The sequence below is a fragment of the Vreelandella titanicae genome, assembly GCF_014697095.1.
Classification (GTDB): domain Bacteria; phylum Pseudomonadota; class Gammaproteobacteria; order Pseudomonadales; family Halomonadaceae; genus Vreelandella; species Vreelandella titanicae.
The window spans coordinates 1,204,721-1,227,857 of sequence record NZ_CP059082.1 but is presented as its reverse complement, the minus strand read 5'-3'; the positions used below and the strand labels follow the sequence as shown (position 1 = coordinate 1,227,857).

Genomic DNA, 23,137 nt, shown 5'->3' with positions numbered 1-23,137 from the left:
GCACAATAAACACAGCGTTATTCCAGAGCTATCTCAATCCAAGCTATCTCGTCAAAACCCGCCTATTTCCCAACTTGCCTAAACCAGAGCTGCTAGACAAGTCTTACCTCGTGCAAGGCGAGGAGTTAACTAAAGCGTAACGGCTTGCGGCCGCCGATGATTCAACGCTAGATGTACGTAACCCAACGGTAACGATGTCAAACCCCAGCCCGAGTAGCCCCCGCCTAACCGCCGCAAAACAAAAAGGGGCAGCCTTTGCTGCCCCTTGATCAATCAACCGTTCGCCAATGCGGCTTTAAGGATGATTACTCGTTTGTTACGGCTTCAAGGTCAGCTTTAAACTGCTCGAGCAGCTCTTGACCACCTTCACCGGTCATTTCCAGGAAGGCTTCTTCAACCTGCGGGGCACGCTCACGGAAAGCTTGAATTTGCTCTTCGTCGAGACGTGTCACCGTCACTTCATCAGATGCTTCCTGAATTTTCGCTAATGATTCTTCAGCCAAGCCTTTGATATGCTCGATAGTGTGGTCATAGGCAGCTTCAGAGGCTTCATTCACCAACGTTTGATCTTCTTCAGACAAACCTTCGTAGAAGTCCTGGTTGGCCATCATCGCAGTAGTGAACCAGCCGTGACCGGTAAACGTCAGGTGCGGAGACACTTCGTACAAACCGCCAGACTCAATCCAGAAAATCGGGTTCTCTTGACCATCAATGATGCCGGTCTGCAGACCACCGTAGACTTCACCCCAAGGCAACGGCGTCGGCGTTGCACCAAAGGCGTCGTAGGTCTCCGACAACAGCGGGTTGGTCATGGTACGGATTTTCTTATTATCCATATCTTCCGGTGAGCTAATCGGCTCGTCGGTCGTCACGACCATTTCGCCTTCCGGATACATCTTCAGTAGCTCTAGGCCTTGCTCGGCGTAAAGCTCAGGGAACATCTCGTTGATAGCCTTACTTTCGTCGAAGAACGTCAGTACAGTCTCTTCGTCGGTCGGTAGCAGGTAAGGAATAAAGAAGATTTGCGCTTCCGGAATAAGCGCACCGGTAAAGCCAGGCGACTGGTTTACAAACTGCAGAATACCGTTCTGAGTCTGCTCCATAATGTCATCAGACTCGCCCAGCTCACCAAAGCGGTAAACCTGCACGGTGTGGTCTGAGTTATCTTCAATGTACTCTTTAAAAGCATAGGCAAAGACGTCTTGAACGTCGCCTTCATACTCCTCGTGAGCATAGCGCCAGTTGTCTGCTTGAGCAGCGGCGCTTAGACCAAACAGCAGTGCACCCACACTTGCCGTGGTCATTAACTTTGTAGTTACAGAACGTGTAGAAACGAATTTGCTTGCCTTCATGCGGTGTTCCCCTTGCAGTGGTAAGCGCGCTTTACGAGTGCGCAAGAACCTGGATAAGCCTCGCGTATCTCAACACGACACTGTTGTTCGCTAACCGGTGTTCGCCAACCGGCAATGGTGCTGCTCTATACTGCGTTCTAGCGGGCGAATAGCGCTAGGTATTTCAAATACAGCTTAATTTCAGGCTAGCGCGCTCCTTGGTGAGGGTCAAGCTGGCAAGTAAGCGTTTGTAGCGAATCAAGCCACTCATTTTGCTCCTTTATACTCCCCTCGCCTTGACGGGCACACCTTCCTAAAAACAGTTGTTTTAGCAGCCACTTATCTACATCTAGCGACATTTCAACAACGTTAACCACACGTTCCTCATCGCTGGGCGAGGCCGAAGCCCACGCTTGCCAACGTTGAAGGTTCTCACGCTCAGCCATCAGTTCGGCCTGTTTGATGGTCTCGCGCAGCGCTTTTACGGACTCGCTTGCTGCCGCTGAGGCTTTTAAGTCTTGGCGTAACCCACGCAATACCTCCGTTACATGGCACTGCCAAAGGTGACGCTGCTCACGCTGGTAAGCCAGCGCTCTAGGTTCGGCTTCCAGACCGCAAGAGTAGAGCCAGCAATGAAACAGCATCTCGCACACATCCAGCCCGGCCTCCTCTTGAAGCTTCAGGCAGGCCGCTTCAACGCCGGGTCTAGCGTAGAGCGTCAGTGCAAAATCCCATAACGGTGTCTGCTGTAGGCGCTGCAATCGGGTAGAATCAAGCGTAATAGAATCTCGCATCAAATGACCCACTTTCTTCGGGAGAAGGCATGATCGCACTGCGCCAAGTCGCCTTGCAACGCGGCACGCAAACGCTACTCGACAACGCGGACATTACCCTTAATAACGGGGTAAAGGCCGGGATTATCGGGGCAAACGGCGCCGGTAAATCGAGCCTATTCAAACTGCTGCTCGGCGAGCTTGCGCCCGACCAGGGCGATGTCGAGATGAGTGGCGGCCAGCGCATTGCGCATATGGCCCAGGAAGTTGACGCCCTCGACCGTCCAATTATCGAGTATGTACTCGATGGCGACTTGGCGCTACGCCAAGCAGAAGCTGACTTATTGGCCGCCCAGGAAGCCGGGCAAGCCCACCGCGAAGCCGAACTGCACGGTTTGATTGAGACCCTGGATGGCTACCGTGCGGAGTCGCGTGCGGCGCAATTGCTGGTGGGGCTGGGCTTCGTCCAGGCTGACCTCGCCCGCCCGCTCTCGGCGTTTTCCGGCGGCTGGCGGATGCGGGTCAATCTTGCTCGTACGCTGTTTATGCCTTCCGATCTACTGCTGCTGGATGAGCCTACCAACCACCTGGATCTAGATGCCCTGCTGTGGTTGGAGCAGTGGCTAACCCGCTATCCTGGCACCCTGCTGCTGATTTCCCACGACCGTGACTTTTTAGATGCCGTATGCGATCACATCGTGCATATGCACCACCAAACCCTGGAGCTATACCGCGGCAATTACTCCCAATTCGAGCGCACTCGCGCCGAAAAGCTTGCTCTGCAACAGGCTGAAGCCGCCAAGCAGCAGGCTCGCCGGGAAGAGATCGAACGCTTTATCGCCCGCTTTAAAGCCAAGGCGACCAAGGCCAAGCAGGCACAAAGCCGGGTAAAAATGCTCGAGCGCATGGAAGATATCGCCGTCGCCCATGTGGACTCCCCCTTCCACTTTACGCTGCCCGCCGCCGATAAAACCTCGCATCCTCTGCTGGTGCTTGACCAGGCGCAGCTAGGCTATCGCGGTAAAAAGGGCGACGGCAGTGACGACAACATTCAACTAGACAAGGTCAACGTCACCCTGCTGCCCGGTAGCCGCATTGGCCTGTTAGGCCCCAACGGGGCGGGTAAATCGACGCTGATTAAGTCGCTCACCGGGGAGCTTGAGCTGCTTAACGGCAAGCGCGTACCCGGCGAGCATTTGGCGATTGGGTATTTTGCTCAGCATCAGCTTGAGAGCCTGGATGTTTCATCGACGCCCTTTGTGCATGTCCAGCGCCTCTCGCCCACCGCCAGCGATCAGGATATCCGCAACTTCCTGGGCGGCTTTGGCTTTAAGGGCGATGACGCCTTCGGCACAGTCGCCAACTACTCTGGAGGTGAGAAAGCCCGCCTGGCGCTGGCCCTCGTCGCTTGGCAAAAACCCAACCTGCTGCTGCTCGATGAGCCCACCAACCACCTGGACTTAGAGATGCGCGAGGCGCTGACCCAAGCGCTGGCAAGCTTCGAAGGCACGGTTATTCTGGTCTCCCACGACCGTCACTTACTGCGCGCCACGGTCGATGAGTTCTGGCGGGTGGCGGATCACCGTGTCGAGCCCTTCGATGGTGATTTGGAAGATTACCGGGCTTGGCTTAAAGCGCGCCTGGAAGAGAGCCGTCGGGATTCCCGCGGTGAAAAAGCCGAGCGCCAGAACCAGCAGCCTAGCGGCGACAGCCGAGAAGCGCGTAAAGCATCCCGCAAAGCGGCTGCCGAACTGCGCGAGAAGCTGCGCCCACTGAAAAAGCAGCGCGACCAGGCAGAAAAAGCCATGGAGAAGGCCCAGCACGAGCTTGATAAGGTGGAACAAGTGCTGGCAGACCCTGAGCTCTACACTGACAGCAGCCGCAAAGCCGAACTGACCAAGACGCTGAGTCAGCAGGCAGAGATTAAAGCGCGCCTGGATGAATCAGAGCGGCAGTGGCTCAGCGCCGAAGAGGCGTTGGAGACAATGGAAGCAGAACTGCTCGCCAGTGAAGAGACGGCTAGCTAGCGGAAAGCGAATACTCAACAATAGGGCTAGCTTTCCAACAAAAACGTTACCGGGCCGTCGTGGAATTGGAATGCCTGATCATTAGCTCGTAGAGGAACCCTGGGGATGTGAGATGTCTATTTGGTTCTCGGGAGCGTCACCACCTGCCAACTCAGGTTTGCCGTCTTTCCAAATAACCGCGTACTGGCCAAGTCGACGCTTACGCTCCAATGTTTCTGTCACAGCGGCACGAAGGCTGTTGAGCATTTCCTGCGTGTCGGGTGCAAGCTGGCTCATGACGCTGACTCCTTACAGATTAATTGAAAATACGGATCATTGATTATATCTCGTTTGCTTCCACGCTGCTCAAAGACAAGTTCTGGCATATCGCCATCATTCATAAAACAACGAGCGCGAGTAACACATGGCGCAAATAGCGTTAATAGGTTGCGCAAACTTCGCGGAAATCGGCGCTGAATGTCTTTCGAAGGAATACCGTGGCCGCCATGTGAAACACGCTCTGCAACGCGTAGACGTGACATTTCGACGGAAGGTAGGGCTAGATAAACTAACTCTACGCGCCAACCCTCTGATAGCAGTTGTTTCACCAGCCGCATATAGCTTCGTCCAGATAGTGTTGTTTCAAAGGCAAAGTCATCTCTTTCCTCAATTGCCTGTTGGACTTCGCCCAAGAAAATTCTGCTAGCGGTTAGTAGCTCCCGCTCTGGCGCCAGCGGAGAGAGACCTGCAGCAATCAAGTCAGCATTGATAAACCGGGAGCAATGCGCTACCTGAGGGAGATAATGAAGTGCGAAGGTCGTCTTACCGGCTCCATTAGGCCCAGCAACGATCCAGCAAGTGGGTGGCTGAGTATTCGATGTAATGACGACTCTCCTTTCCAGCGAAGGATATTTGCAAAGTAAACAACTAGCTTTCCAGCAAAAACGTTACCGGGCCGTCGTTAATTAGCGCCACCTGCATATCGGCGCCAAATTCACCGGTGGCGACGTGCGGCCAGGCAGTACGGGTCTGGGTAACCAGCAAGTTGAATAGCTCTTCACCCTGGGCGGAAGGAGCGGCGCTGGAGAAGCCCGGCCGCAGCCCCTTACGGGTATCCGCCGCCAGGGTGAACTGGGAGACGAGCAGCAGACCACCGTTCACCTGCTGCAGGTTGTGATTCATTTTACCTTCGGCGTCGCTGAATACCCTGTAGTGGAGGAGCTTGTGCAGCAGTTTTTCCACGCTAGTCCCGTCATCGTGCTTCTCCACTCCTATCAGCGCCAGCAGTCCATGGTCGATACTGCCGACGATTTCGCCCTCCACTTCCACGCTGGCGCGCTTCACGCGCTGAATGAGTGCCTTCAAAACGTCTCTCTCCCCACTAGCAAACGGCCATTATAACGACCGCTCGTTAATTTTTCCCTAGCAGGGCATTGCGAAAATCTTCACCCAAAGGCCGCTCACCCAGCCAGATACCGAACATGGCGCTAGCCAGCTCTGCGTTACCACCCTCATATAATGTTTCGCCGTTTAGCGCCAGGCGCAGCGTGTCACCGTCCCAACTTAGCACATAGTGATCTTGCGGCTTGACGTCCTGGTAGCTTTGGTTAAATGCCTCAACCTCTGCTTCCAACTGGGAAAATTCATAGGCGGTGAGGCTCTTCTGAAGGCTTTCTGTGGTGGCTTCAGAGAAGTCAGGGGCGTCGATGGCATGGAAATAAGCAAGCTCCAAACGCCTTGGAACGTCACTCAACGGCTGTGGCTCGGATTCGCCTGCCTGGTAGTAGGCGCCCGCATAGGCCGTCCAGATCATGTAGCGAAACACGCCACTACCAATAAGGCTATAGCGCTGGCCGTGCTCCTCTACCGTGCGCTCAAACACTTCGCCTTTTTCCGTCACACTGTTGGCCATCGCCCAAGGCGTTAGCGATAGGCCAGCTAACAGCAGTGACCATTGTATGGCGCGCCTAGCCCCTAATAAGCATATAGACATAGAACCTCCTCATGGCAGTATATCTATACATACCAACACACCATATAAAGGTTCCGTACAATATATATGATTGGCCGTTCACTACTGATTATTAACACCACCCACTTACCAGGCACGGCAGAGCATTAAATCGCAGTGCGGTTCACACAGGAGCATCTCGGTTAGCTGGCTGGTGTGGTGGGGCTGACCGCGACTGCCGATCATCACGAGATCGGGCGTGTGGCGCTTCATATATGCTTGCAGCACATCACAGGGCGCGCCTTGTTCTAACACCAACTCCACATCGGGAACTCCTTCTAACTCGCGTATCAGGCTATCGACTTCGTTACTCAACTGCTCACGCAGACGCTGCACTTCATGTTCACGCCAATGGGCGTAATAGGCTTGCGAACCCAACTCGCGCTCGCCGGGCAGTGTCCAGGCGTGCAACAGTGTCAGCGTGGCTTCAGGGAAGCGAATCAGCGCCTCTTTCAAGGTATGCCGCGCCGTCAGTGAAAAATCGATGGGCACCAAAATATGCTGCCAGGGCTGGGTCGGCTGGTGAGAAGAGACCACCACAGGGCATGGTGCACTGCGCAGCACGCGCATTACCGTGGTACCCGCCAGCAGGTCTTTTTGCCCGCGCTTGCGATGCATGCCCAGCACAATCAGCTCGGCGTTGCGCTCATGAGCTTCGCGGACGATTTCAACGTGAGGCGAGCCGGTCACGGTCTGGATCAGCGTTTTCGGCGCCTCTAGGGCGTAGTCTTCGCGTAGATCCGTCAACATGGTAGTGATGTCTTCCACTACCGCGCTCTCGACATCCAGCAGCACACGCCTGGGTAGATAAGGATCCAACACGTGCAGCACGTCTAGCTGAACACCCTGGGCATAGGCCAAACGTAACGCCCGAGCAAAAGCGGCGCGATTATCAGCGGAAAGATCGGTGGCAAACAGAATGGTGCGAGGCATGGCGAAACGCTCCTCGGCTGAGCAGCTCAGCCTTACAAGCCGTTAAGCAAACACTCCTTAGCATGGTGTGCAATGTCCATTCTCGCAAGCACTGTTGCCCAAATGCCACTGGCTACAGCTAGCATCACCACCAAGCGTGAAAATGGTGCACCGGGCCGCGTCCTTTCCCCACGTTTAAGCGCACGCTCGCCTCCAGGGCTGCGTGCAGCCACTGCTTGGCATCACTGATAGCGGCTACCGGGGCATCCCCTTCGGCATACACGGGTAGCTTCGCCAAGCAGGCGGCGATCGCTGAGGAGAGCGCACAGCCGGTACCGTGCAAATTGTCGGTATCGATTCGCGAGGCGGGCAACCACTCATGACCATTGGGGGTTGCCAGCAAGTCTGGGCAGGTTTCCCCGCGCAGATGGCCGCCTTTCAGCACCACATAGGGCGCGCCCAATTGCGTTAACCCCGGCAGCATCGCTTCCATGGCGTCTAAACTGGTGGGCGACGGCGTGTCGAGCAATACAGCGGCTTCCGGCAGATTGGGGGTAATCACATCGGCTAGCGGCACGAGAATATCGCGGACTGCATGAATACCGGCGTCGTCGACCAGAACATCCCCGCTCTTGGCGACCATCACAGGGTCGAGCACAATCCAGCGTGGGCGGCGCTGACGCAGCACATCAGCAATAACCTCGGCGACTTCACGGCTCGCCACCATGCCAATTTTAACCGCGTCTATCACCACATCATCCAGCAGGTGTTCCAACTGCTCGCGTATGGCCTGAGGCGAAACGGGGTACACCGAGGCCACCCTGCAGGTATTCTGGGCAATCACCGCGGTAATCACGTTGGTGCCGTAAACGCCAAGGGCTGAAAAGGTTTTTAGATCTCCCTGCAGCCCGGCGCCCCCCGAGGGATCGGAGCCGGCGATGGTAAGCACATTGCGAAGACGGGAATGGGTAGACATGGGGCTCCTTCACGGCAAAAACGTCACTGTACGCCTAGGATACCCAAGCTGGGCGACTTATGCTGCCGAAAACGTACATACCAAACACACTAACGAGCCGCCCGAAGGCGGCTCGTTAGTGTGTATCAAGCACGGCAAACTATTGCGCGGTGTCACCTTCCGGGTTGCGGGCGTTGTAATACGCCTGCTCGGAGATGGCGTGGTAATCCTCGACCTTCTCCTGGAACGCTTGATAGGAGTCATAGATACGCGTAGCTAATTCGCTCGATTCAGCCAGCTCGGCGACCACATCTTGAGAGTGCTCACGCGCCTGGGCCAGTACGTCATCGGGAATGCGGCGTAGCTCAACATCGTGCTCGTTCACCAGGGTTTCCAGCGCATCGTTGTTACGTGCGGTGTACTCATCCAGTACGCTCTGGTTAATGTCGCTAATAGCGGTACGCAGGATCGCCTGCAAATCCGCTGGCAGCTCCGCGAAAGCCTCTTCGTTGACAATCGCCTCAAACATGACCGTCGGCTCGTGCCAGCCTGGGTAGTAATAATAGTCGGCGGCTTGATGTAGTCCGAATGCCAGGTCGTTGTAAGGGCCAATCCACTCTGTTGCGTCAATCGCACCGGATTGCAGCGAAGTAAAGATCTCGCCGCCCGGCATATTCACAATCGCGACACCCATGCGGCTCATCACTTCGCCACCCAGGCCCGGCATACGCATTTTCAGTCCGTCGAGGTCGGCAACCGAATTGATCTCTTTGTTGTACCAGCCGCCCATCTGCACGCCTGAGGCACCCGCCACCATGACGTCAACGCCGAAGTCATCGTAGAGCTCGTTCCACAACTCCATACCGCCGCCATAGCTTAGCCAGGCGTTCATCTCTTGTGCATTCATGCCAAACGGCACGGCAGCAAAGAACTGCGCAGCAGGCGCTTTGCCTTTCCAGTAGTAGGAGGCGGAGTGGCCTAGCTCAGCGGTACCGTCAGAAACGGCGTCAAACACCTCAAACCCCGGTACCAACTGGCCAGCACCGAAGACTTCAATGGTCAGGCGGCCATCCGACATTTCATCGACCAGCTGGGATAACCGCTCGGGACCCTGACCAACACCTGGGAAATTTTTCGGCCAGGAGGTGACCATTTTCCAACGGAATTCTTCCTCTTGCGCCTGGGCGTGATTATCAACGCTAGAGACTGCCAACAAACTGGCGGAAAGTGCAGTCGTCATGGCGATGGCAGTAGGGAGTGTCTTGGCTTTCATACAATAACCCTCTTACTTTCTATTATTACTATTATGAGTAGGGAATACTCCGCCTAGCGTAGAACACTAGGCGGTTTACTTCAGGCCATTAATGGCTATTTACTGCTTATTAATTAGGTTGCCACTTCTTAACGTTGATAGCAGCGATGTTTTTCAACTAACCCTTTATTAGCCAAACTGCGCTGGCAGCCACGTTGCCAACTGCGGGAAGAACGTTAGCATCAGCAACATACCCAGTTGCATTAGGATAAACGGGATAACGCCACGGTAAATAGCCGAGGTAGATACAGATGGCGGCGCTACGCCACGCAGATAGAACAGCGCAAAGCCGAACGGCGGCGTTAAGAACGACGTTTGTAGGTTAATCGCGATCATGATGCCCAGCCAAATCGGGTCAAGGCCCATGGCAAGCAAGATCGGCCCGACAATGGGCACCACCACAAAGGTGATTTCGATAAAGTCGAGAATAAAGCCGAGCAAAAAGATCACCAGCATAACGATGATCGTCGCGCCGACCACCCCACCAGGCATACCCTCGAACAGTTCGGTCACCATGTGTTCGCCGCCGTAAGCACGAAACACCAGCGAAAACAGCGCTGCACCGATCAGGATCAAAAACACCATGGTAGTCACGTGAGTGGTCGAACGCAGCACGTCCTTCAACGTCGCCCAATCGAGCTGACGATAAGCCAGCGCCAGCACTAAAGCGCCGAAGGCGCCTACCGCTGAGGCCTCGGTCGGCGTGGCAAAACCACTAAGAATCGAGCCCAGTACCGCCACAATCAGCACCACCGGTGGCACCAACCCTTTGAGCAGTAGCATGCCAATCCCTGAGGTATGACCAAGCTCGGCCATCAACTCTTCACGGTCGGCAGCAGGCGCCATATGCGGACGCAACCAGGCCACCAGGGCCACATAGACCATGTACATCACGACCAGAAGTAGCCCAGGCACCAGCGCGCCCATAAACAGGTCGCCCACGGAGACCGTTTTAGGGCTGAAGATACCCATATCCAACTGCGCCTGCTGATACGCCGATGACAGCACATCACCAAGCAGTACCAAGGCAATGGAAGGCGGAATAATCTGCCCCAGAGTGCCGGTGGCGCAGATGGTGCCGGTTGCCAACGAGGTGCTGTAGCCACGCTTTAGCATGGTGGGAAGCGACATCAGCCCCATGGTGACCACCGTGGCCCCCACAATACCGGTAGAGGCAGCCATCAGCATACCCACCAGGGTCACCGAAATACCCAGGCCACCGCGCATGGCACCAAACAGCAGAGCCATGGCATCCAGCAGCGTCTCAGCCACTTTGGATTTTTCCAGCAACACGCCCATCAAGACAAATAGCGGCACCGCCAACAGCGTTTGGTTGGTCATTATGCCGTAGAGCCGGTTGGGCAAGGCGGCAAGATAGCCACTATCAAAGTTAGCGTCGATACCGATGGCTTCCAACCCGAGTCCCATTCCGGCAAACAGCAGCGCCGTGCCCGCCAGCGAAAGCGCCACGGGAAAGCCGAACATCAACACAATACAGATAACGGCAAATAAAATAACTGGCATAAATTCCAGCATCAAACACGCTCCTCAAGGTGATTGCCACCGGCAGCTCCCGGCGTTATCCGCCCGGTCATCACGTAGCCATTGCGCACAATTTCAATCACGCCTTGCACGATCATCAGCACGGCAAACAACGGTATCAAGGTTTTCAGAGCGTAGACTGCCGGAATACCGCCGTAATCGGAGGAGGTTTCCAGAATACGCCAGGAGTTGGCCACGTAGCCCAGACTGGAAGCGATGATAAAGACCATCACTGGAATCAATAGCGTGATAATGCCCACCACATTGATTAACGCCTGGCGACGCGGGGTCATGCCTCGATAGAAGATATCCACCCGCACGTGGCCGTCGTGGCGAAACGTATAGGCGGCAGCGAGCATAAACACGCTGGCGTGCATATACATCACTAGTTCTTGCATGAAGATGCTATTCACATTGAAGGCATAGCGAAGCAGTACAATCGCGAACTGAATCAACATCATAAGGATGATCAGCCACGCAAGGGTACGCCCGAACCATTCGGAAGCGCGGTCCAGCGCACCAATAAAAGCAGGTAGTTGTGTTGTGTCCGACATGGGAGTGTCTCGCGTAAAACGGCTAAGGGGATCAGCGTCCCAGACAATAGCGCATATACGCGGACAATGCAGCGCTCACGGAGTGCACAGCGTGCTTATTATTAAACGCTTGAACGAATTGCCGCTAAACAGGCCTCGGGCAAGGGTAAATCGACAGCAATCGGCAGGTGGTCAGAGAAGAGATGATCCAGCACTCGCACTTCGGCGGCCTCTAACGACTGCGACAACAAGATATGATCCAACGCATGGCGCGGCTGCCAGGAGGGATAACTGAACAGGGGTTTAACCGGGTGCAGCGGTAGCGACGCACTAAAACGCTCGTGAGCGTGCAGTTGGTCAGGGGTGCAGTTGAGATCCCCCATAACCACCACGTGGCGCAGTGGTTGAATAATATCGCTTAAGTAGTTGAGCTGACGCACCCGGCCGCGGTGGCTTAGCGCCAGGTGGGCAACAAAGATATGCAGCGCATCAGGCCCTTCGCCAAAGCGGGCGTGAATCGCACCGCGCCCTGGCATTGCCCCCGGCAAACGGTGCTCTTCTATTTGGCTGGGTACCAAGCGCGAGAGTAAACCGTTACTGTGCTGGGCAATGTGCCCCAGATTGCGATTGAGCTGCTGAACATGATGGGGAAACCCCGCTTGGGCAGCGAGATACTCCACCTGATTGACGCGGCTTGAGCGAAAACTACCGCCATCGACCTCTTGCAGCCCCACCACGTCAAACTTGCTCAGCACTTCGCCCATCACGTCCAGCCGCTTCTGGCGACGCGGGTTGGGCAGTAGGTGCTGCCAACTGCGCGTAAGATAGTGATGGTACGCCGAGGTCTGGATGCCCACCTGCAAATTAAAGGTCAGCAAACGCAAGTGCCCATCTTCAAACAGCGTCGAGCGTGAGCCATTGATGGCTGTTGTGTCACGCTCCCTCGCTTCACGCAACACGGTTACTCTGTGCGCTCTTCACGCACCTGCTCAACCAACGCTTCAGCGACTTTCGGCATGTTTTCCAGGCTACCGGCTGAGCTCGGCGTCACCAGAAAACGGCCATCAATCACCAGGGCAGGCACACCCATTAACTTCATTTTGCGCATACGGTTATTGGCATCATTCACTTCGCTACGCACACCAAAGTCAGTCAGCGCTTGCTTGGCCTCTTCTTCGCTGACGCCGTAGTTGGCAAAGAAAGCAGCAATCTCATCGGGCTCTGTGAGCGACTGATTTTCCTGATGAATGGCGTTAAAGAAGTCGGCGTGTAGCTCCTCTTCGATACCCAGCGACTCAGCTGCATAGAATGCTGTAGCGTGGGTATTCCAATCCCCACCCATGGTGGCGGGCATTTTGACGACACTAACGTCATCGTCCAGGGTCTCGTACCACTCATTAATCGGCGTTTGCAGGCGGTAGCAGTGCGGGCAGCCAAACCAAAATACTTCGGTGACTTCAATTTGCCCGTCATCAACCTGGGTTTCTACCGGCGTTTCAAGCAGCTCATAATGTTGGCCTTCAACCACTTCCTGGGCACTCACTGCCGCAGAAAGCCCCAAACCGGCCAGTGCGACCATTAACGTTTTAAACATCGCTCGCGTTTTAGACATTGTAAAAGTTTCTCCATGGGTAAGCGAAGGGTGAGACCGTGGATACATTAGCGGGTTCCCTCAGTTAGCAAACGTTGCCAAGAACGTTGCCTAGTGAGAACCCGCAAACGGCATAAGGAAGTATGTAGGCTGTCTATGTGTGGTTTTAAACGCCCAGGGTTAGAACGTTAGTTCAAACCCAACACTTAGTTTAAACCCAATACATAGTTAGCCACTGCTTCCATATCGTTGTCGCTCATTTTTGAAGCGATGTCGCCCATGATGTTATTGGGGCTATTGTTACGATCACCTGAGGCGAATGCCTGCAACGTTGAGACCGTGTACTGAGCGTGCTGCCCAGATAGACCGGGGTAAACGGCGCTGCCGATACCGACACCCGTTGGCGTATGGCAGGCTGAACAGGCAGGAATGCCCTTGGACATATCACCAGCGCGGTAAAGCTCTTCACCGCGAGCCAGCAACTCAGCGTCTTCGTCGCTGGTCTGGCCCAAGTTGGCATCCTGGCGCGCAAAGTGTGCTGCCACATCCCAGGCATCCTGGTCGGAGAAGTCATCCACTTGGCCGGCCATTTGGGGAACCATGCGGTTGCCGTCGCGGATATCCATAATCTGTTTCGCCAGATAGGACATCTGCTGACCCGCTAGATTAGGGAAAGCGCCCGATGGGCTAATGCCCTGTTGCCCATGACAGGCGGCACAGGTCTGGGCCATTTCCTGGCCAGCGGATGCGTCAGCATCAGCTTGATAGTCCGTTTGAGCGTGGGCGATGCCAACGGCGCCCATGGTAATTGCTAGGCTTGCCAGTAACTTTCTCATTGCTATTCCACTATGCCGTTTTATGTTTGACTGGTACGCACCCTGGGCGCTTCCCAGGTTTCACAAGTTACCAGGGTTAGCTCCGCCAATACCAACCTTCGCTAATACCAACAACGTATCGCGATGGTACACTAGCGCCCCAGGTCGCAGATATAAACCGCTTGCATTATAACGAATCACCCCAGCGGCGGGAATGCAAGTGCTGGACTGCTTTAGGGGTAATTCGTCGCGGTACTGCTCTCAATTCTCTATCATGAGTCGCTATCATGCGTTCTACTTTATCGAAGCGATAGAGAGGTGATAGTGCGCAGAGTAGGCCGCTTTTATGTTCGTTTTTCAGGATCAACCCAATGACTACCCCCCATGATAGCCCAGTCCCTCGGCTGAACTACCCGACGGCAAGTTTTCTTATCAGCGCCCCCACCCTGGCCCTGTGCCCGGATGATACCGGCGCAGAAGTAGCCTTTGCCGGGCGTTCAAACGCGGGCAAATCCAGTGCTATCAACGCATTAACGCAACAAAATGCGTTAGCGCGCACCTCGCGCACACCGGGGCGCACCCAGCTGATCAACTTTTTCAGCGTTATGAACGACGAGTCGCGGCGTTTGGTCGACCTACCCGGCTACGGTTACGCCAAGGTGCCGGAGGCGGTCAAGCTAGAGTGGCAAAAGCACCTAGCCGAGTACCTGCGCAACCGTTTCAGTCTACGCGGCTTAGTACTGCTAATGGACGTGCGCCACCCGCTCACCGAGTTCGACCAAATGATGCTCGATTATGCTGACCAGCGCGGCATGCCGGTGCATATTTTGCTCACCAAAGCCGACAAACTGAAAAAAGGCCCTGCCAGCGCTGCGTTGCAAAAAGTGCGCTCACGCTTGAAAGAGTGGGAAGACCTCGTCTCTGTTCAGCTGTTCTCTTCACTCAAGCGCGACGGTGTCGATACGCTGTCCCAGAAACTCAATCAGTGGCTGTATACACCGCCAGAATGATGCGCCTCTAACTTCTCGAGAATGCTGGGCAGCTCTTTAATATGGGCAATACGATGCACACGCGGGGGGAGCGGCTGATCCTCCGCTTCAGAAATCCATACCGCGTGCATGCCCAGCTGCTGGGCAGGGAGCACGTCCTCCTGCCACGAATCGCCCACGTGCATAGCGCACTCGGGGGCGACGTTTAAGCGCGACAGCGCGGTGAGGAACGGCATCGGATCAGGCTTGGGCGCCAGTAACTCGCCCGCGGCAATGGCCACCGGAAAGTAGCCAGCCAGCGGCTGACGTTGAAGATGAATATTACCGTTGGTGATCGCCGCCAACTGATAGCGCTCTGCCAGGGCAGCCAGCAGTCCGGCCGCTTCTGGATGGGGCGTGACCTGCACGCGCAGGCGGTGAAACTCATTCATCGCTGCTGCTGCCCACATCAACGCAGCACTGCGGTGCAGACCTGCGTGTTCTAACTGGGCCTCCAGTGAGCGCAAACGTAGCCAAGTGAAGTCGCCGCGCCGTTCGGGCACCTCTTTTGCCAACTGTTGACGGCGCTGCAGATAATCCAGCCCGCCGCTTTCGTGGGATAACGCCAGCGCTGTTTCCTGGCGTGCCGCTCGCCATGCCTCAAGTGCCTCCAGTAGCCAGCGGTAGTGGCCCTCTTCGGTACGCGCCATGACTCCGTGGTTGTCCCATAGGGTGTCGTCCAAATCGAAGGTAATGGCCTGCAGCATCGTCATGGTTTGCTCCTGGGGCTATTCTTACTGTCGTTGGGGCCTCGTTTAGCACGGGGGTGCGCTGCGTCGTAGCTGGTCGCCAGATGCTGCCAATCAAGCCGGGTGTAGATTTGCGTGGTCGATAGATTGGCGTGCCCCAACAGCTCTTGCACGGCGCGCAGATCCTGGCTCGACTCCAACAGGTGACTGGCAAAGGAGTGCCGCAAACGGTGCGGGTGCAGGTGTTCGGGCAAGCCACGGGCAATCGACAGCTGAGCTAAACGCTTTTGAATGGCACGATGGCCCAAGCGCTGCCCGCGCTGGCCCACAAATAGCGCCTGCTCAGTAATAGGTGCCAGCGCTGAGCGACATCCCAGCCACTCAGCCAGCGCCTGCTGGGCGCGGCGCCCTACCGGCACCTGACGCGGCTTGCCGCCTTTGCCGATCACCCTTACCCGGCTATTCTGCAAATCGCCCAAATCAAGCGCCGCCAGCTCCGCTAAGCGCAGGCCACTGGAGTAAAACAGTTCAAGAATAGCCTGATCTCGCACGCCCAGCGGCGAGCCATCGTGGGGGGTATCGAGAAAGCGCGCCAGGGCGTCGACATCCACCGGGCGCGGCAGGTGGCTGGGCTGTTTGGGCGTACGCAGTAGTCCCACCGGGTTATCGACCAGCACACCCTGCTTGACCAGGTAATCGGCGAAGCGGGAAAGTGCCGCCCGCCGCCGGGCAAGGCTTCTAGGCGCCAGCCCCCGGCTACGCTCCGACCCCAGAAAAGCCCGCAGCAGGGCGGTGTCTAACGCTGCAGGATTTGTCACATCGCGTCGCTCGGTGAAGTTACACAGTGCGGCCAAATCATGCTGATAAGCCGCCACCGTGGCAGGGCTAGCATGGGACGCCAGCGCTGCTAAAAAAGCCTCAACGCGCTTGGCTATCGTTATTTCCGTTGGGAGAGCTTCAGCCATAGTCGCCCAGGCGCACCAGCAGGCGCGCGACGATATCGCCCAAGTACTCAGTGAACAGCGTATCCATGCTGGCCCGATAAGCATCGGGGCTGGGGCTGGCCAGTAGCAAATAACCCAAAGGATCACCCGCCGAGAGCCGTGAAATCGCACAGGAACCGGCTTTGCGCGGCGCTTTGACATGGGGCAGCAAGCACTTCCAGTCGCTGACGCTAAGCTTCACACAACGGCTGGTGCGGCCATCCAGCAGCGCCGACAGCCGCGTGCTGGCATGTTGATCAAGCACGTGCCGTGGCGGTTGAGGCGGCGTCGGTTCACTATCGCTTAACGTGGCCGGACACCACAGCGCCATGGCCGGGGTTTCAAAGCGCTCGCTAAGCTGGGTGGCCAGCGCTTGCGCCAGCGCATCGCGATCCGGCGCTTCCACCAGGGCTATCAACGTTTCCCGCAGCCGGCGGTACTGGGATTCGTTATGGCGAGCAGTCTCCAGCAGGTGCTCCAGGCGGCCCTCGGCGGTTTCCGCGCGCTTACGCAGGTCTAACACCAAGCGTTCTAGCAGTGACACCGCCCCGTCGATATGCGGGTGGGGCACCTGCAGCTGCTGCAGTAACCCTTCACGACCGACGAAAAAATCGGGATGACGCGCCAGCCAGAACGCCACTTGATCAGGCTCGAGCGTTTTGCGGGGTTCAGGGGCTTGTGACATCGCCGTTCTCCTCGAATTAATTAAGTGCTACGCGGCCATCGAAGACGCGTGTAGCTGGCCCCACCATCGTTAGCGCCCCTTCAGGGTCAGGCCACTCAATGCTGAGCTCTCCACCGGGTAAATGGACTTTTACGGGGCTTTTTAGCAGCCCCTGGCGAATACCGCTGGCAACTGCAGCGCAGGCACCGGTACCGCAGGCCAGCGTTTCGCCACTGCCGCGCTCATACACACGCAAACGAATTTCACTGGGCGAGAGTACCTGCATAAAGCCCACGTTAACACGCTTGGGAAAACGCGGATGCGCCTCTACCAACGGCCCGAGGCGCTCCACCGGGGCGCTATCAACGTTCTCAACCTGCATCACAGCATGTGGGTTTCCCATAGAGACCACGCCGATCTGCAGCGTTTCATCACCCACTTGTAACTGATGCAGGGGTTGATCCCCAGGGGCATCGAACGGCAGCGCCAAAGGGCTAAACCGCGGGCGGCCCATATCCACTCGCACCATACCGTCGTGCTGCACGGTCAGCACCAACGGGCCCCCGGCGGTTTCTACGTGGATTTCATGCTTGTGGGTCAATCGCTGATCGCGCACGAAGCGGGCAAAGCAGCGTGCACCGTTGCCACAATTTTCCACTTCACTGCCGTCAGCATTGTAAATGCGGTAGCGAAAATCCATCTCTGGATCCCGGGGCGGTTCGACGAGCAACAACTGATCAAAGCCAATGCCGAAACGCCGGTCTGCCAGTGCACGAATCTGAGCTTCGTCCAACCGGGCGCGCTGAGTGACTAGATCCACCATGACAAAGTCATTACCCAGGCCATGCATTTTGGTGAAGTGTAACAGCATCAACGCCCCCCTTCGGGCAGCAGCGCTTCACCCGCCCACAGACTGGCAACGGTTTCCCGCGCGCGCACCACATGGCAGCTGTCGCCATCAACCATTAACTCGGCGGCGCGAGGGCGACTGTTATAGTTCGACGCCATAACAAAACCGTAGGCCCCCGCCGAGCGCACCGCCAAAAGATCGCCTTCGGTAATCGCCAGCTCGCGTTCCTTACCCAGGAAGTCACCCGTTTCACACACTGGGCCCACTACGTCGTAAAGGGCGCTTTCGCGTGTTTGACGAGTATCCACCGGCACAATCGCCTGCCAGGCCTGGTACAGCGCCGGGCGAATCAGGTCATTCATGGCCGCATCGACAATGGCGAAGTTCTTGGTCTCTCCAGGCTTGAGAAACTCTACCCGAGTGAGCATGACACCCGCATTGGCGGCGATGGAGCGACCGGGTTCAAACAGCAACGTAAGCGCTTCGCCACCTTCCCAACGCGAAAGCCGCGCCAACAGTTGGCTAGCGTAATCAAACGGCTGGGGCGGTTTTTCATCGCGGTAAGGCACGCCTAAACCGCCACCTAAATCAAGGTGCTCGATTTCGATGCCCCGCTCACGCAGCCGCTCCATAAGCACCAGTAAGCGATCAAGGGCATCCAGGAAGGGTGCGGTTTCAGTTAGCTGTGAACCGATGTGGCAGTCGAGCCCCTTCACCTGCAAATTGGGCAGGCTTGCGGCTAGTTCGTAAACCGCCAACGCTTCATCCACCGGGATGCCGAACTTATTATCCTTCAAACCAGTGGAGATATACGGATGAGTACCCGCATCCACGTCTGGGTTGACCCGCAATGAGACCGGGGCAATTTTCCCCAACTCACCGGCGACACGATTCAAGCGCTCAAGTTCGGGGCGTGACTCAACGTTAAAGCACTTAATGCCCACGTCCAGCGCACGAACCATTTCATGGGGTTGCTTGGCAACGCCCGAAAACACTACTTTCGCCGGGTCGCCACCGGCTTTTAGCACCCGCTCAAGCTCACCGATAGAGACAATATCGAACCCCGCGCCCAGCTTGGCCAACAAGCCCAGCACCGCCAGGTTAGAGTTGGCTTTCACCGCGTAACAAATCAGGTGCGGGTGACCACCCAGTGCTTCGGTATAGGCGCGAAAGTGACGTTCAAACGTCGCTTTTGAGTAGACGTAGCAGGGCGTGCCGAACTCGTCGGCAATGCGTGACAGCGGTACATCTTCGGCGTACAGCACGCCATCGCGGTAATTAAAATAGTCCATGGTGCTCTCCCCTTCTCCTGGGCCTGCAGCTATCTATTCAGACGCCTGGGCAGATTGCTCGTCAGCGGGTGCATCTTCCGGCAGATAAAGCGGCCCTTTTTGCCCACAGCCGACAACCGCGGTTAACAGCAGCGCCGAAAGGGCCATGATTGCCAGCGTTTTCATGCGCCCGCCTTGAGCGCACTCAGCGCCTCACGCGCTCGCTGTGCAGCTGCCCGCACCTGGTTGGGTGCTGTGCCACCAATATGGTTCCGGGCGGCTACCGAGCCTTCCAGGGTCAACACCTCGAACACATCCTGCTCGATGGTATCGGAGAACTGTTTGAGCTCATCCAGGCTCATCTCAGACAGGTCTTTTTCGCTTTTAAGGCCATACGCCACCGACTGCCCGACGATTTCGTGGGCATCGCGGAAGGCCACGCCTTTACGCACCAGATAGTCGGCCAAGTCCGTCGCGGTAGAGAAACCACGCCGCGCCGCTTCATACATGCTGGCTTTCTTGGGCTCAATGGCGGGCACCATATCGGCAAACGCTTTTAAGCAGTCGCGCACGGTATCCACTGCATCGAACAGCGGCTCTTTATCTTCCTGATTGTCTTTGTTGTAGGCCAGCGGCTGCGATTTCATCAGCGTTAGCAGCGACATCAGGTGGCCGTACACGCGGCCGGTTTTGCCGCGCACCAGCTCAGGCACATCGGGGTTTTTCTTCTGCGGCATGATTGAAGAGCCGGTGCAGAAGCGGTCGGGCAAGTCGATAAAGTTGAACTGGGCGCTGGTCCATAGCACCAGTTCTTCGCTCATGCGCGAAAGATGCATCAGTAGGATGCTGGCGAAGCTGGTGAATTCGATAGCGAAGTCACGATCTGAGACCGCGTCCAGAGAGTTTTCTGTTGGACGGTCAAAGCCTAATAGTTCCGCTGTCACGTGGCGGTCGATGGGATAGGTAGTGCCAGCCAGGGCGGCAGCACCCAGCGGCATTACGTTGACGCGCTTGCGGCAGTCCAGCAGGCGCTCGTGATCCCGGGCCAGCATCTCTTGCCAAGCCAGAATATGGTGGCCAAAGGTGACCGGCTGGGCGGTTTGCAGGTGGGTAAAACCGGGCATAATGGTCTCGGCTTCACGATCAGCCAGTTCGATCATGCCTTCACGCAGACGCTTGAGCTCCACTTCGATAACATCGATCTCATCGCGCATAAACAGGCGAATATCGGTGGCGACCTGGTCGTTGCGCGAGCGCCCGGTGTGGAGTTTTTTGCCGGTAATACCGATCTTTTCGGTCAGCCGCGCTTCGATGTTCATATGCACATCTTCCAGCGGCACCGACCAGTTAAACTCGCCGCGCTCGATTTCGCCCTGAATCTCGTTCAGGCCATTAATAATCGCATCACGCTCGTCATCGGTGAGCACGCCTACCCGAGCCAGCATAGTGGCGTGGGCGATGGAGCCCTGGATGTCCTGGGGGGCCAGGCGCTGGTCGAAATTAACTGACGCGGTGAAGCGTGCAACAAAGGCATCGGTGGGCTCGCTAAAGCGACCGCCCCAAGACTGATTCGTGGCTTGGCTCATCGAAGATATATCCTGCTGACAAAACAATGGAGTCGTTAGCAGAAAGTGTACCAGAGTCACCACGGTCAGCGGCACGCCGTTTTTATTTCTGTGGCGGCTAAGAGCGTGACGTTACGACGGCAGGTGGTTTGTGGAGAAACGCGTGCAGGGCACTTAGGGACATGGGGCGGGCAAAGTAGTAGCCCTGATAGTAGTCACAGTGACGCTGCTGCAGGTAGCCAAACTGCTCTGCCGTTTCTACGCCTTCTATCAACACTTCGAGCCCCATTTTCCCCGCCATGGCGACCACGCCGTCGATAATAGCGGCATCGTGGCGGTCTGAAATCACATCGCGCACAAAGGATCGGTCAATCTTGATGCGATTAATCGGCAGCCGCTTTAAATAGCTTAGGCTAGAGAAGCCGGTGCCAAAATCGTCTAGTGCAATCAGGACTCCCAGCGCTCGCAAATTCTTTAACGCCTGGATTGCTTGTTCGGCGCTATCCATCAGCACCCCCTCGGTAAGCTCCAGCTCTAACAACGCTGGCGTTAGACCGCTGCTCGCCAGCACCTGCTCAAGGGAGGTGAGGAAGCCAGGGCGTTGAAACTGCATAGGCGAAATATTGACCGCCATGGTGATCTCGCCTAACCCCAGGCCATTGAGCTGCTGGGCATCGCGACAGGCAGTAGCCAACACCCACTCGCTAATGGGAATGATCTGACTAGTATCCTCGGCAAGGCTAATAAAATCAGATGGTGGGATATTGCCGCGCTCAGGGTGCTGCCAGCGGATCAGCGCTTCAACCCCCACCACGCGACCGCTTGGCGCGTGAATCTGCGGCTGGTAATGAAGCTCGAACTGCTGCTGCTCAATGGCTTGCTGTAGCGCGCTGCGTAAGCTAACCCGTTCGCTCACCTTGCGGTTCAAGTCTTCGGTATACCAGTAGTAGGTATTGCGCCCGCGCCGTTTGGCTTTATACATTGCCAAATCCGCCTGCTGAATAAGCTGGCGGGGGTTGTCCATGCTGCCGTCATTGATGGCAATCCCGATACTGGCGGTGATGCGCAGCTCGCTGTCGCGGTACCAGTAGGGCGGCGAAAGCCCCTGGAGAACCCGCTCGACCACCTGTATCACATCGTCCTGATGGGCTAGATCCGGCAACAACACCACAAACTCATCGCTGCCAAAACGCGCGACGGTGTCCCAGGGGCGCAGTTCATTCTCCAACCGCCTGGCCACTTCAACCAGAATAAAGTCGCCCACTTCATGGCCCAAGGTATCGTTGATCGGCTTAAAATCGTCCAGGTCAATAAACAGCACGGCTATATAGCGATGGTAGCGGCGCGCCATCACGCCCCCCTCTTCCAAGCGCTGACCAAGTAACAAGCGGTTGGGCAGCCCGGTCAAGGCGTCGTGATGGGCGTTATGGTCGAGTTGAGCCTGATATTCGCGCTGTTCAGAGATATCATTCTGTACGCCGACAAAGTGGGTCACTTGGCCGTTCTCATCGCGTACAGGTGAAATGTGCAAGTCGTTCCAAAAAACCGTGCCGTCATGCCGATAGTTACGGATGACCACGTGTACTTCACGCTGCTCGGCAATCCCTACCTGTAGCTGCTTGACGGTGGCGGGGTCGGTCTCTTCCCCCTGTAGGAAACGGCAGTTACGCCCCAGTGCCTGGTTGCGCGAATAGCCGGTAATGCGTTCAAAGGCAGCGTTGACGTAAACCAGAGGCAGATCGCTGCTCTGAGCATCGACAATAAGAACACCATTGGTGCTTGATTCAACGCTACGCTCCAATAATTTTAGCTGTTGTTCGCTAGCTTTACGCCGCGTAATCACCCGGGCGATTACGTAAATCACGTCCTCCCCCAACGACGGCGAAATTTCTAACCAGTGCTGCTTGCCGGTTGCGGAAACAGCGCGCACCTCAAAAGGAATGACCTTTTCGCCTTGATGCACTCGCTGCAACGCCCGTTCGATCACCGGGTGGTCAAGGGGGTTAATGACGACACCACAGGAACGCCCGATCAACTGTTCAGAGGTATATCCCAGCAGCGTCTCGAAGGCTGGATTGACTTGCAGCAGCGTGCCTTTAAAGTCGATACAGCAGAACAGATCCCGTGAAAGCAGGAAAAACTGGTCAAGCTGGCCGCGGGGTAACACTGAGGACATACAATTTCCTAGGGGGACGGATAAAGCACGTTACGGGAGCATAATCAGTTCCGTTATTTTTACTGTGGCGCTCGGTGCTTTATGATGACACTTATCATAGCTTGACTCGCCGTGTCTGCGGTATAGGGAG

The 23,137-nt window shown here is 56.3% G+C and carries 24 protein-coding genes; 2 read left to right on the top strand and 22 right to left on the bottom strand.

What is annotated here, in order from left to right; genetic code table 11:
• Positions 1 to 305: 305 nt before the first annotated feature.
• Both HZS52_RS05770 and HZS52_RS05765 read right to left on the bottom strand, forming a co-directional pair.
• Positions 306 to 1,352 (bottom strand): TRAP transporter substrate-binding protein, encoded by a 1,047-nt coding sequence (locus HZS52_RS05770; RefSeq protein WP_027957982.1) that lies wholly within the window; start codon positions 1,350 to 1,352, stop codon positions 306 to 308.
• A gap of 185 nt (positions 1,353 to 1,537) precedes the next feature.
• Positions 1,538 to 2,125 (bottom strand): TIGR02444 family protein, encoded by a 588-nt coding sequence (locus HZS52_RS05765; protein ID WP_022521251.1) that lies wholly within the window; start codon positions 2,123 to 2,125, stop codon positions 1,538 to 1,540.
• Between the two features lie 29 nt (positions 2,126 to 2,154).
• Here HZS52_RS05765 and HZS52_RS05760 point away from each other — a divergent pair, with 29 nt between their 5' ends.
• A complete protein-coding gene (locus HZS52_RS05760) occupies positions 2,155 to 4,131 on the top strand; it encodes an ATP-binding cassette domain-containing protein (RefSeq protein ID WP_022521250.1) in 1,977 nt (658 codons plus the stop codon).
• A gap of 81 nt (positions 4,132 to 4,212) precedes the next feature.
• Here the strand turns inward: HZS52_RS05760 and HZS52_RS05755 are convergent, their stop codons facing one another.
• The 12 genes from HZS52_RS05755 to HZS52_RS05700 form a co-directional block, all read right to left on the bottom strand.
• On the bottom strand, positions 4,213 to 4,407 hold the full coding sequence (locus tag HZS52_RS05755) for a hypothetical protein (RefSeq protein ID WP_022521249.1): 195 nt from the start codon (positions 4,405 to 4,407) through the stop codon (positions 4,213 to 4,215).
• Positions 4,404 to 4,802, bottom strand: coding sequence for an ATPase (locus tag HZS52_RS05750; protein ID WP_223828063.1), 399 nt, complete (start codon positions 4,800 to 4,802; stop codon positions 4,404 to 4,406). Before HZS52_RS05750 ends, HZS52_RS05755 begins: the two co-directional genes overlap by 4 nt.
• Positions 4,803 to 5,037: 235 nt before the next feature.
• Positions 5,038 to 5,475, bottom strand: coding sequence for a D-aminoacyl-tRNA deacylase (gene dtd / locus HZS52_RS05745; RefSeq protein ID WP_022521247.1), 438 nt, complete (start codon positions 5,473 to 5,475; stop codon positions 5,038 to 5,040).
• Between the two features lie 46 nt (positions 5,476 to 5,521).
• The gene (locus HZS52_RS05740) at positions 5,522 to 6,103 is read right to left on the bottom strand and encodes a chalcone isomerase family protein (RefSeq protein ID WP_009286223.1); all 582 of its coding nucleotides are present in this window, start codon (positions 6,101 to 6,103) and stop codon (positions 5,522 to 5,524) included.
• Between the two features lie 105 nt (positions 6,104 to 6,208).
• Positions 6,209 to 7,054, bottom strand: coding sequence for a universal stress protein (locus HZS52_RS05735; protein WP_022521246.1), 846 nt, complete (start codon positions 7,052 to 7,054; stop codon positions 6,209 to 6,211).
• A 124-nt stretch (positions 7,055 to 7,178) separates the two neighbouring features.
• Positions 7,179 to 8,009, bottom strand: coding sequence for a bifunctional hydroxymethylpyrimidine kinase/phosphomethylpyrimidine kinase (gene thiD / locus HZS52_RS05730; protein WP_041157313.1), 831 nt, complete (start codon positions 8,007 to 8,009; stop codon positions 7,179 to 7,181).
• Between the two features lie 139 nt (positions 8,010 to 8,148).
• Entirely contained in the window at positions 8,149 to 9,261 is a 1,113-nt protein-coding gene (locus HZS52_RS05725) for a TRAP transporter substrate-binding protein (protein WP_009286225.1), read from the bottom strand.
• A 168-nt stretch (positions 9,262 to 9,429) separates the two neighbouring features.
• On the bottom strand, positions 9,430 to 10,836 hold the full coding sequence (locus HZS52_RS05720; protein ID WP_022521229.1) for a TRAP transporter large permease: 1,407 nt from the start codon (positions 10,834 to 10,836) through the stop codon (positions 9,430 to 9,432).
• Complete coding sequence (locus tag HZS52_RS05715; protein WP_190374312.1) at positions 10,836 to 11,396, bottom strand: TRAP transporter small permease subunit; 561 nt, start codon at positions 11,394 to 11,396, stop codon at positions 10,836 to 10,838. Before HZS52_RS05715 ends, HZS52_RS05720 begins: the two co-directional genes overlap by 1 nt.
• Positions 11,397 to 11,497: 101 nt before the next feature.
• Positions 11,498 to 12,331 (bottom strand): endonuclease/exonuclease/phosphatase family protein, encoded by an 834-nt coding sequence (locus HZS52_RS05710; protein ID WP_089691363.1) that lies wholly within the window; start codon positions 12,329 to 12,331, stop codon positions 11,498 to 11,500.
• Between the two features lie 5 nt (positions 12,332 to 12,336).
• Positions 12,337 to 12,969 carry a thiol:disulfide interchange protein DsbA/DsbL gene (locus HZS52_RS05705; protein ID WP_053857157.1) on the bottom strand — a complete coding sequence of 211 codons (633 nt, stop codon included), beginning with the start codon at positions 12,967 to 12,969 and terminating at the stop codon, positions 12,337 to 12,339.
• Positions 12,970 to 13,172: 203 nt separating this feature from the next.
• Positions 13,173 to 13,802, bottom strand: a complete 630-nt coding sequence (locus HZS52_RS05700) for a c-type cytochrome (RefSeq protein WP_022521226.1) — start codon at positions 13,800 to 13,802, stop codon at positions 13,173 to 13,175.
• Positions 13,803 to 14,152: 350 nt separating this feature from the next.
• Here HZS52_RS05700 and yihA point away from each other — a divergent pair, with 350 nt between their 5' ends.
• The gene (gene yihA / locus HZS52_RS05695) at positions 14,153 to 14,791 is read left to right on the top strand and encodes a ribosome biogenesis GTP-binding protein YihA/YsxC (protein WP_009286228.1); all 639 of its coding nucleotides are present in this window, start codon (positions 14,153 to 14,155) and stop codon (positions 14,789 to 14,791) included.
• On the opposite strand, the gene HZS52_RS05690 is transcribed toward yihA, so the two are convergent.
• The 8 genes from HZS52_RS05690 to HZS52_RS05660 all read right to left on the bottom strand — a co-directional run bounded on the left by HZS52_RS05690 (position 14,764) and on the right by HZS52_RS05660 (position 23,007).
• Complete coding sequence (locus HZS52_RS05690; RefSeq protein WP_022521225.1) at positions 14,764 to 15,522, bottom strand: HAD family hydrolase; 759 nt, start codon at positions 15,520 to 15,522, stop codon at positions 14,764 to 14,766. The two genes, yihA and HZS52_RS05690, sit on opposite strands and share 28 nt — an antisense overlap.
• On the bottom strand, positions 15,519 to 16,463 hold the full coding sequence (locus HZS52_RS05685; protein WP_041157315.1) for a tyrosine recombinase XerC: 945 nt from the start codon (positions 16,461 to 16,463) through the stop codon (positions 15,519 to 15,521). Before HZS52_RS05685 ends, HZS52_RS05690 begins: the two co-directional genes overlap by 4 nt.
• Positions 16,456 to 17,166 (bottom strand): DUF484 family protein, encoded by a 711-nt coding sequence (locus HZS52_RS05680; protein ID WP_022521223.1) that lies wholly within the window; start codon positions 17,164 to 17,166, stop codon positions 16,456 to 16,458. Before HZS52_RS05680 ends, HZS52_RS05685 begins: the two co-directional genes overlap by 8 nt.
• 16 nt (positions 17,167 to 17,182) lie before the next feature.
• Entirely contained in the window at positions 17,183 to 18,016 is an 834-nt protein-coding gene (gene dapF, locus HZS52_RS05675) for a diaminopimelate epimerase (protein WP_022521222.1), read from the bottom strand.
• On the bottom strand, positions 18,016 to 19,287 hold the full coding sequence (gene lysA / locus HZS52_RS05670; protein ID WP_022521221.1) for a diaminopimelate decarboxylase: 1,272 nt from the start codon (positions 19,285 to 19,287) through the stop codon (positions 18,016 to 18,018). Before lysA ends, dapF begins: the two co-directional genes overlap by 1 nt.
• Positions 19,288 to 19,320: 33 nt before the next feature.
• Entirely contained in the window at positions 19,321 to 19,452 is a 132-nt protein-coding gene (gene lptM / locus HZS52_RS24340; protein ID WP_022521220.1) for an LPS translocon maturation chaperone LptM, read from the bottom strand.
• Positions 19,449 to 20,852 (bottom strand): argininosuccinate lyase, encoded by a 1,404-nt coding sequence (argH, locus tag HZS52_RS05665; protein WP_022521219.1) that lies wholly within the window; start codon positions 20,850 to 20,852, stop codon positions 19,449 to 19,451. Before argH ends, lptM begins: the two co-directional genes overlap by 4 nt.
• Before the next feature lie 97 nt (positions 20,853 to 20,949).
• Positions 20,950 to 23,007 carry a sensor domain-containing protein gene (locus HZS52_RS05660; RefSeq protein ID WP_159177738.1) on the bottom strand — a complete coding sequence of 686 codons (2,058 nt, stop codon included), beginning with the start codon at positions 23,005 to 23,007 and terminating at the stop codon, positions 20,950 to 20,952.
• Positions 23,008 to 23,137: the final 130 nt, after the last annotated feature.

Coding starts and splice junctions, on each gene's coding strand:
- HZS52_RS05770 (WP_027957982.1), bottom strand. CDS start 1,352: ATGAAGGCAAGCAAATTCGTTTCTACACGTTCTGTAACTACAAAGTTA.
- HZS52_RS05765 (WP_022521251.1), bottom strand. CDS start 2,125: ATGCGAGATTCTATTACGCTTGATTCTACCCGATTGCAGCGCCTACAG.
- HZS52_RS05760 (WP_022521250.1), top strand. CDS start 2,155: ATGATCGCACTGCGCCAAGTCGCCTTGCAACGCGGCACGCAAACGCTA.
- HZS52_RS05755 (WP_022521249.1), bottom strand. CDS start 4,407: ATGAGCCAGCTTGCACCCGACACGCAGGAAATGCTCAACAGCCTTCGT.
- HZS52_RS05740 (WP_009286223.1), bottom strand. CDS start 6,103: ATGTCTATATGCTTATTAGGGGCTAGGCGCGCCATACAATGGTCACTG.
- HZS52_RS05735 (WP_022521246.1), bottom strand. CDS start 7,054: ATGCCTCGCACCATTCTGTTTGCCACCGATCTTTCCGCTGATAATCGC.
- thiD (WP_041157313.1), bottom strand. CDS start 8,009: ATGTCTACCCATTCCCGTCTTCGCAATGTGCTTACCATCGCCGGCTCC.
- HZS52_RS05725 (WP_009286225.1), bottom strand. CDS start 9,261: ATGAAAGCCAAGACACTCCCTACTGCCATCGCCATGACGACTGCACTT.
- HZS52_RS05720 (WP_022521229.1), bottom strand. CDS start 10,836: ATGCTGGAATTTATGCCAGTTATTTTATTTGCCGTTATCTGTATTGTG.
- HZS52_RS05715 (WP_190374312.1), bottom strand. CDS start 11,396: ATGTCGGACACAACACAACTACCTGCTTTTATTGGTGCGCTGGACCGC.
- HZS52_RS05705 (WP_053857157.1), bottom strand. CDS start 12,969: ATGTTTAAAACGTTAATGGTCGCACTGGCCGGTTTGGGGCTTTCTGCG.
- HZS52_RS05700 (WP_022521226.1), bottom strand. CDS start 13,802: ATGAGAAAGTTACTGGCAAGCCTAGCAATTACCATGGGCGCCGTTGGC.
- yihA (WP_009286228.1), top strand. CDS start 14,153: ATGACTACCCCCCATGATAGCCCAGTCCCTCGGCTGAACTACCCGACG.
- HZS52_RS05690 (WP_022521225.1), bottom strand. CDS start 15,522: ATGACGATGCTGCAGGCCATTACCTTCGATTTGGACGACACCCTATGG.
- HZS52_RS05685 (WP_041157315.1), bottom strand. CDS start 16,463: ATGGCTGAAGCTCTCCCAACGGAAATAACGATAGCCAAGCGCGTTGAG.
- HZS52_RS05680 (WP_022521223.1), bottom strand. CDS start 17,166: ATGTCACAAGCCCCTGAACCCCGCAAAACGCTCGAGCCTGATCAAGTG.
- dapF (WP_022521222.1), bottom strand. CDS start 18,016: ATGCTGTTACACTTCACCAAAATGCATGGCCTGGGTAATGACTTTGTC.
- lysA (WP_022521221.1), bottom strand. CDS start 19,287: ATGGACTATTTTAATTACCGCGATGGCGTGCTGTACGCCGAAGATGTA.
- lptM (WP_022521220.1), bottom strand. CDS start 19,452: ATGAAAACGCTGGCAATCATGGCCCTTTCGGCGCTGCTGTTAACCGCG.
- argH (WP_022521219.1), bottom strand. CDS start 20,852: ATGAGCCAAGCCACGAATCAGTCTTGGGGCGGTCGCTTTAGCGAGCCC.
- HZS52_RS05660 (WP_159177738.1), bottom strand. CDS start 23,007: ATGTCCTCAGTGTTACCCCGCGGCCAGCTTGACCAGTTTTTCCTGCTT.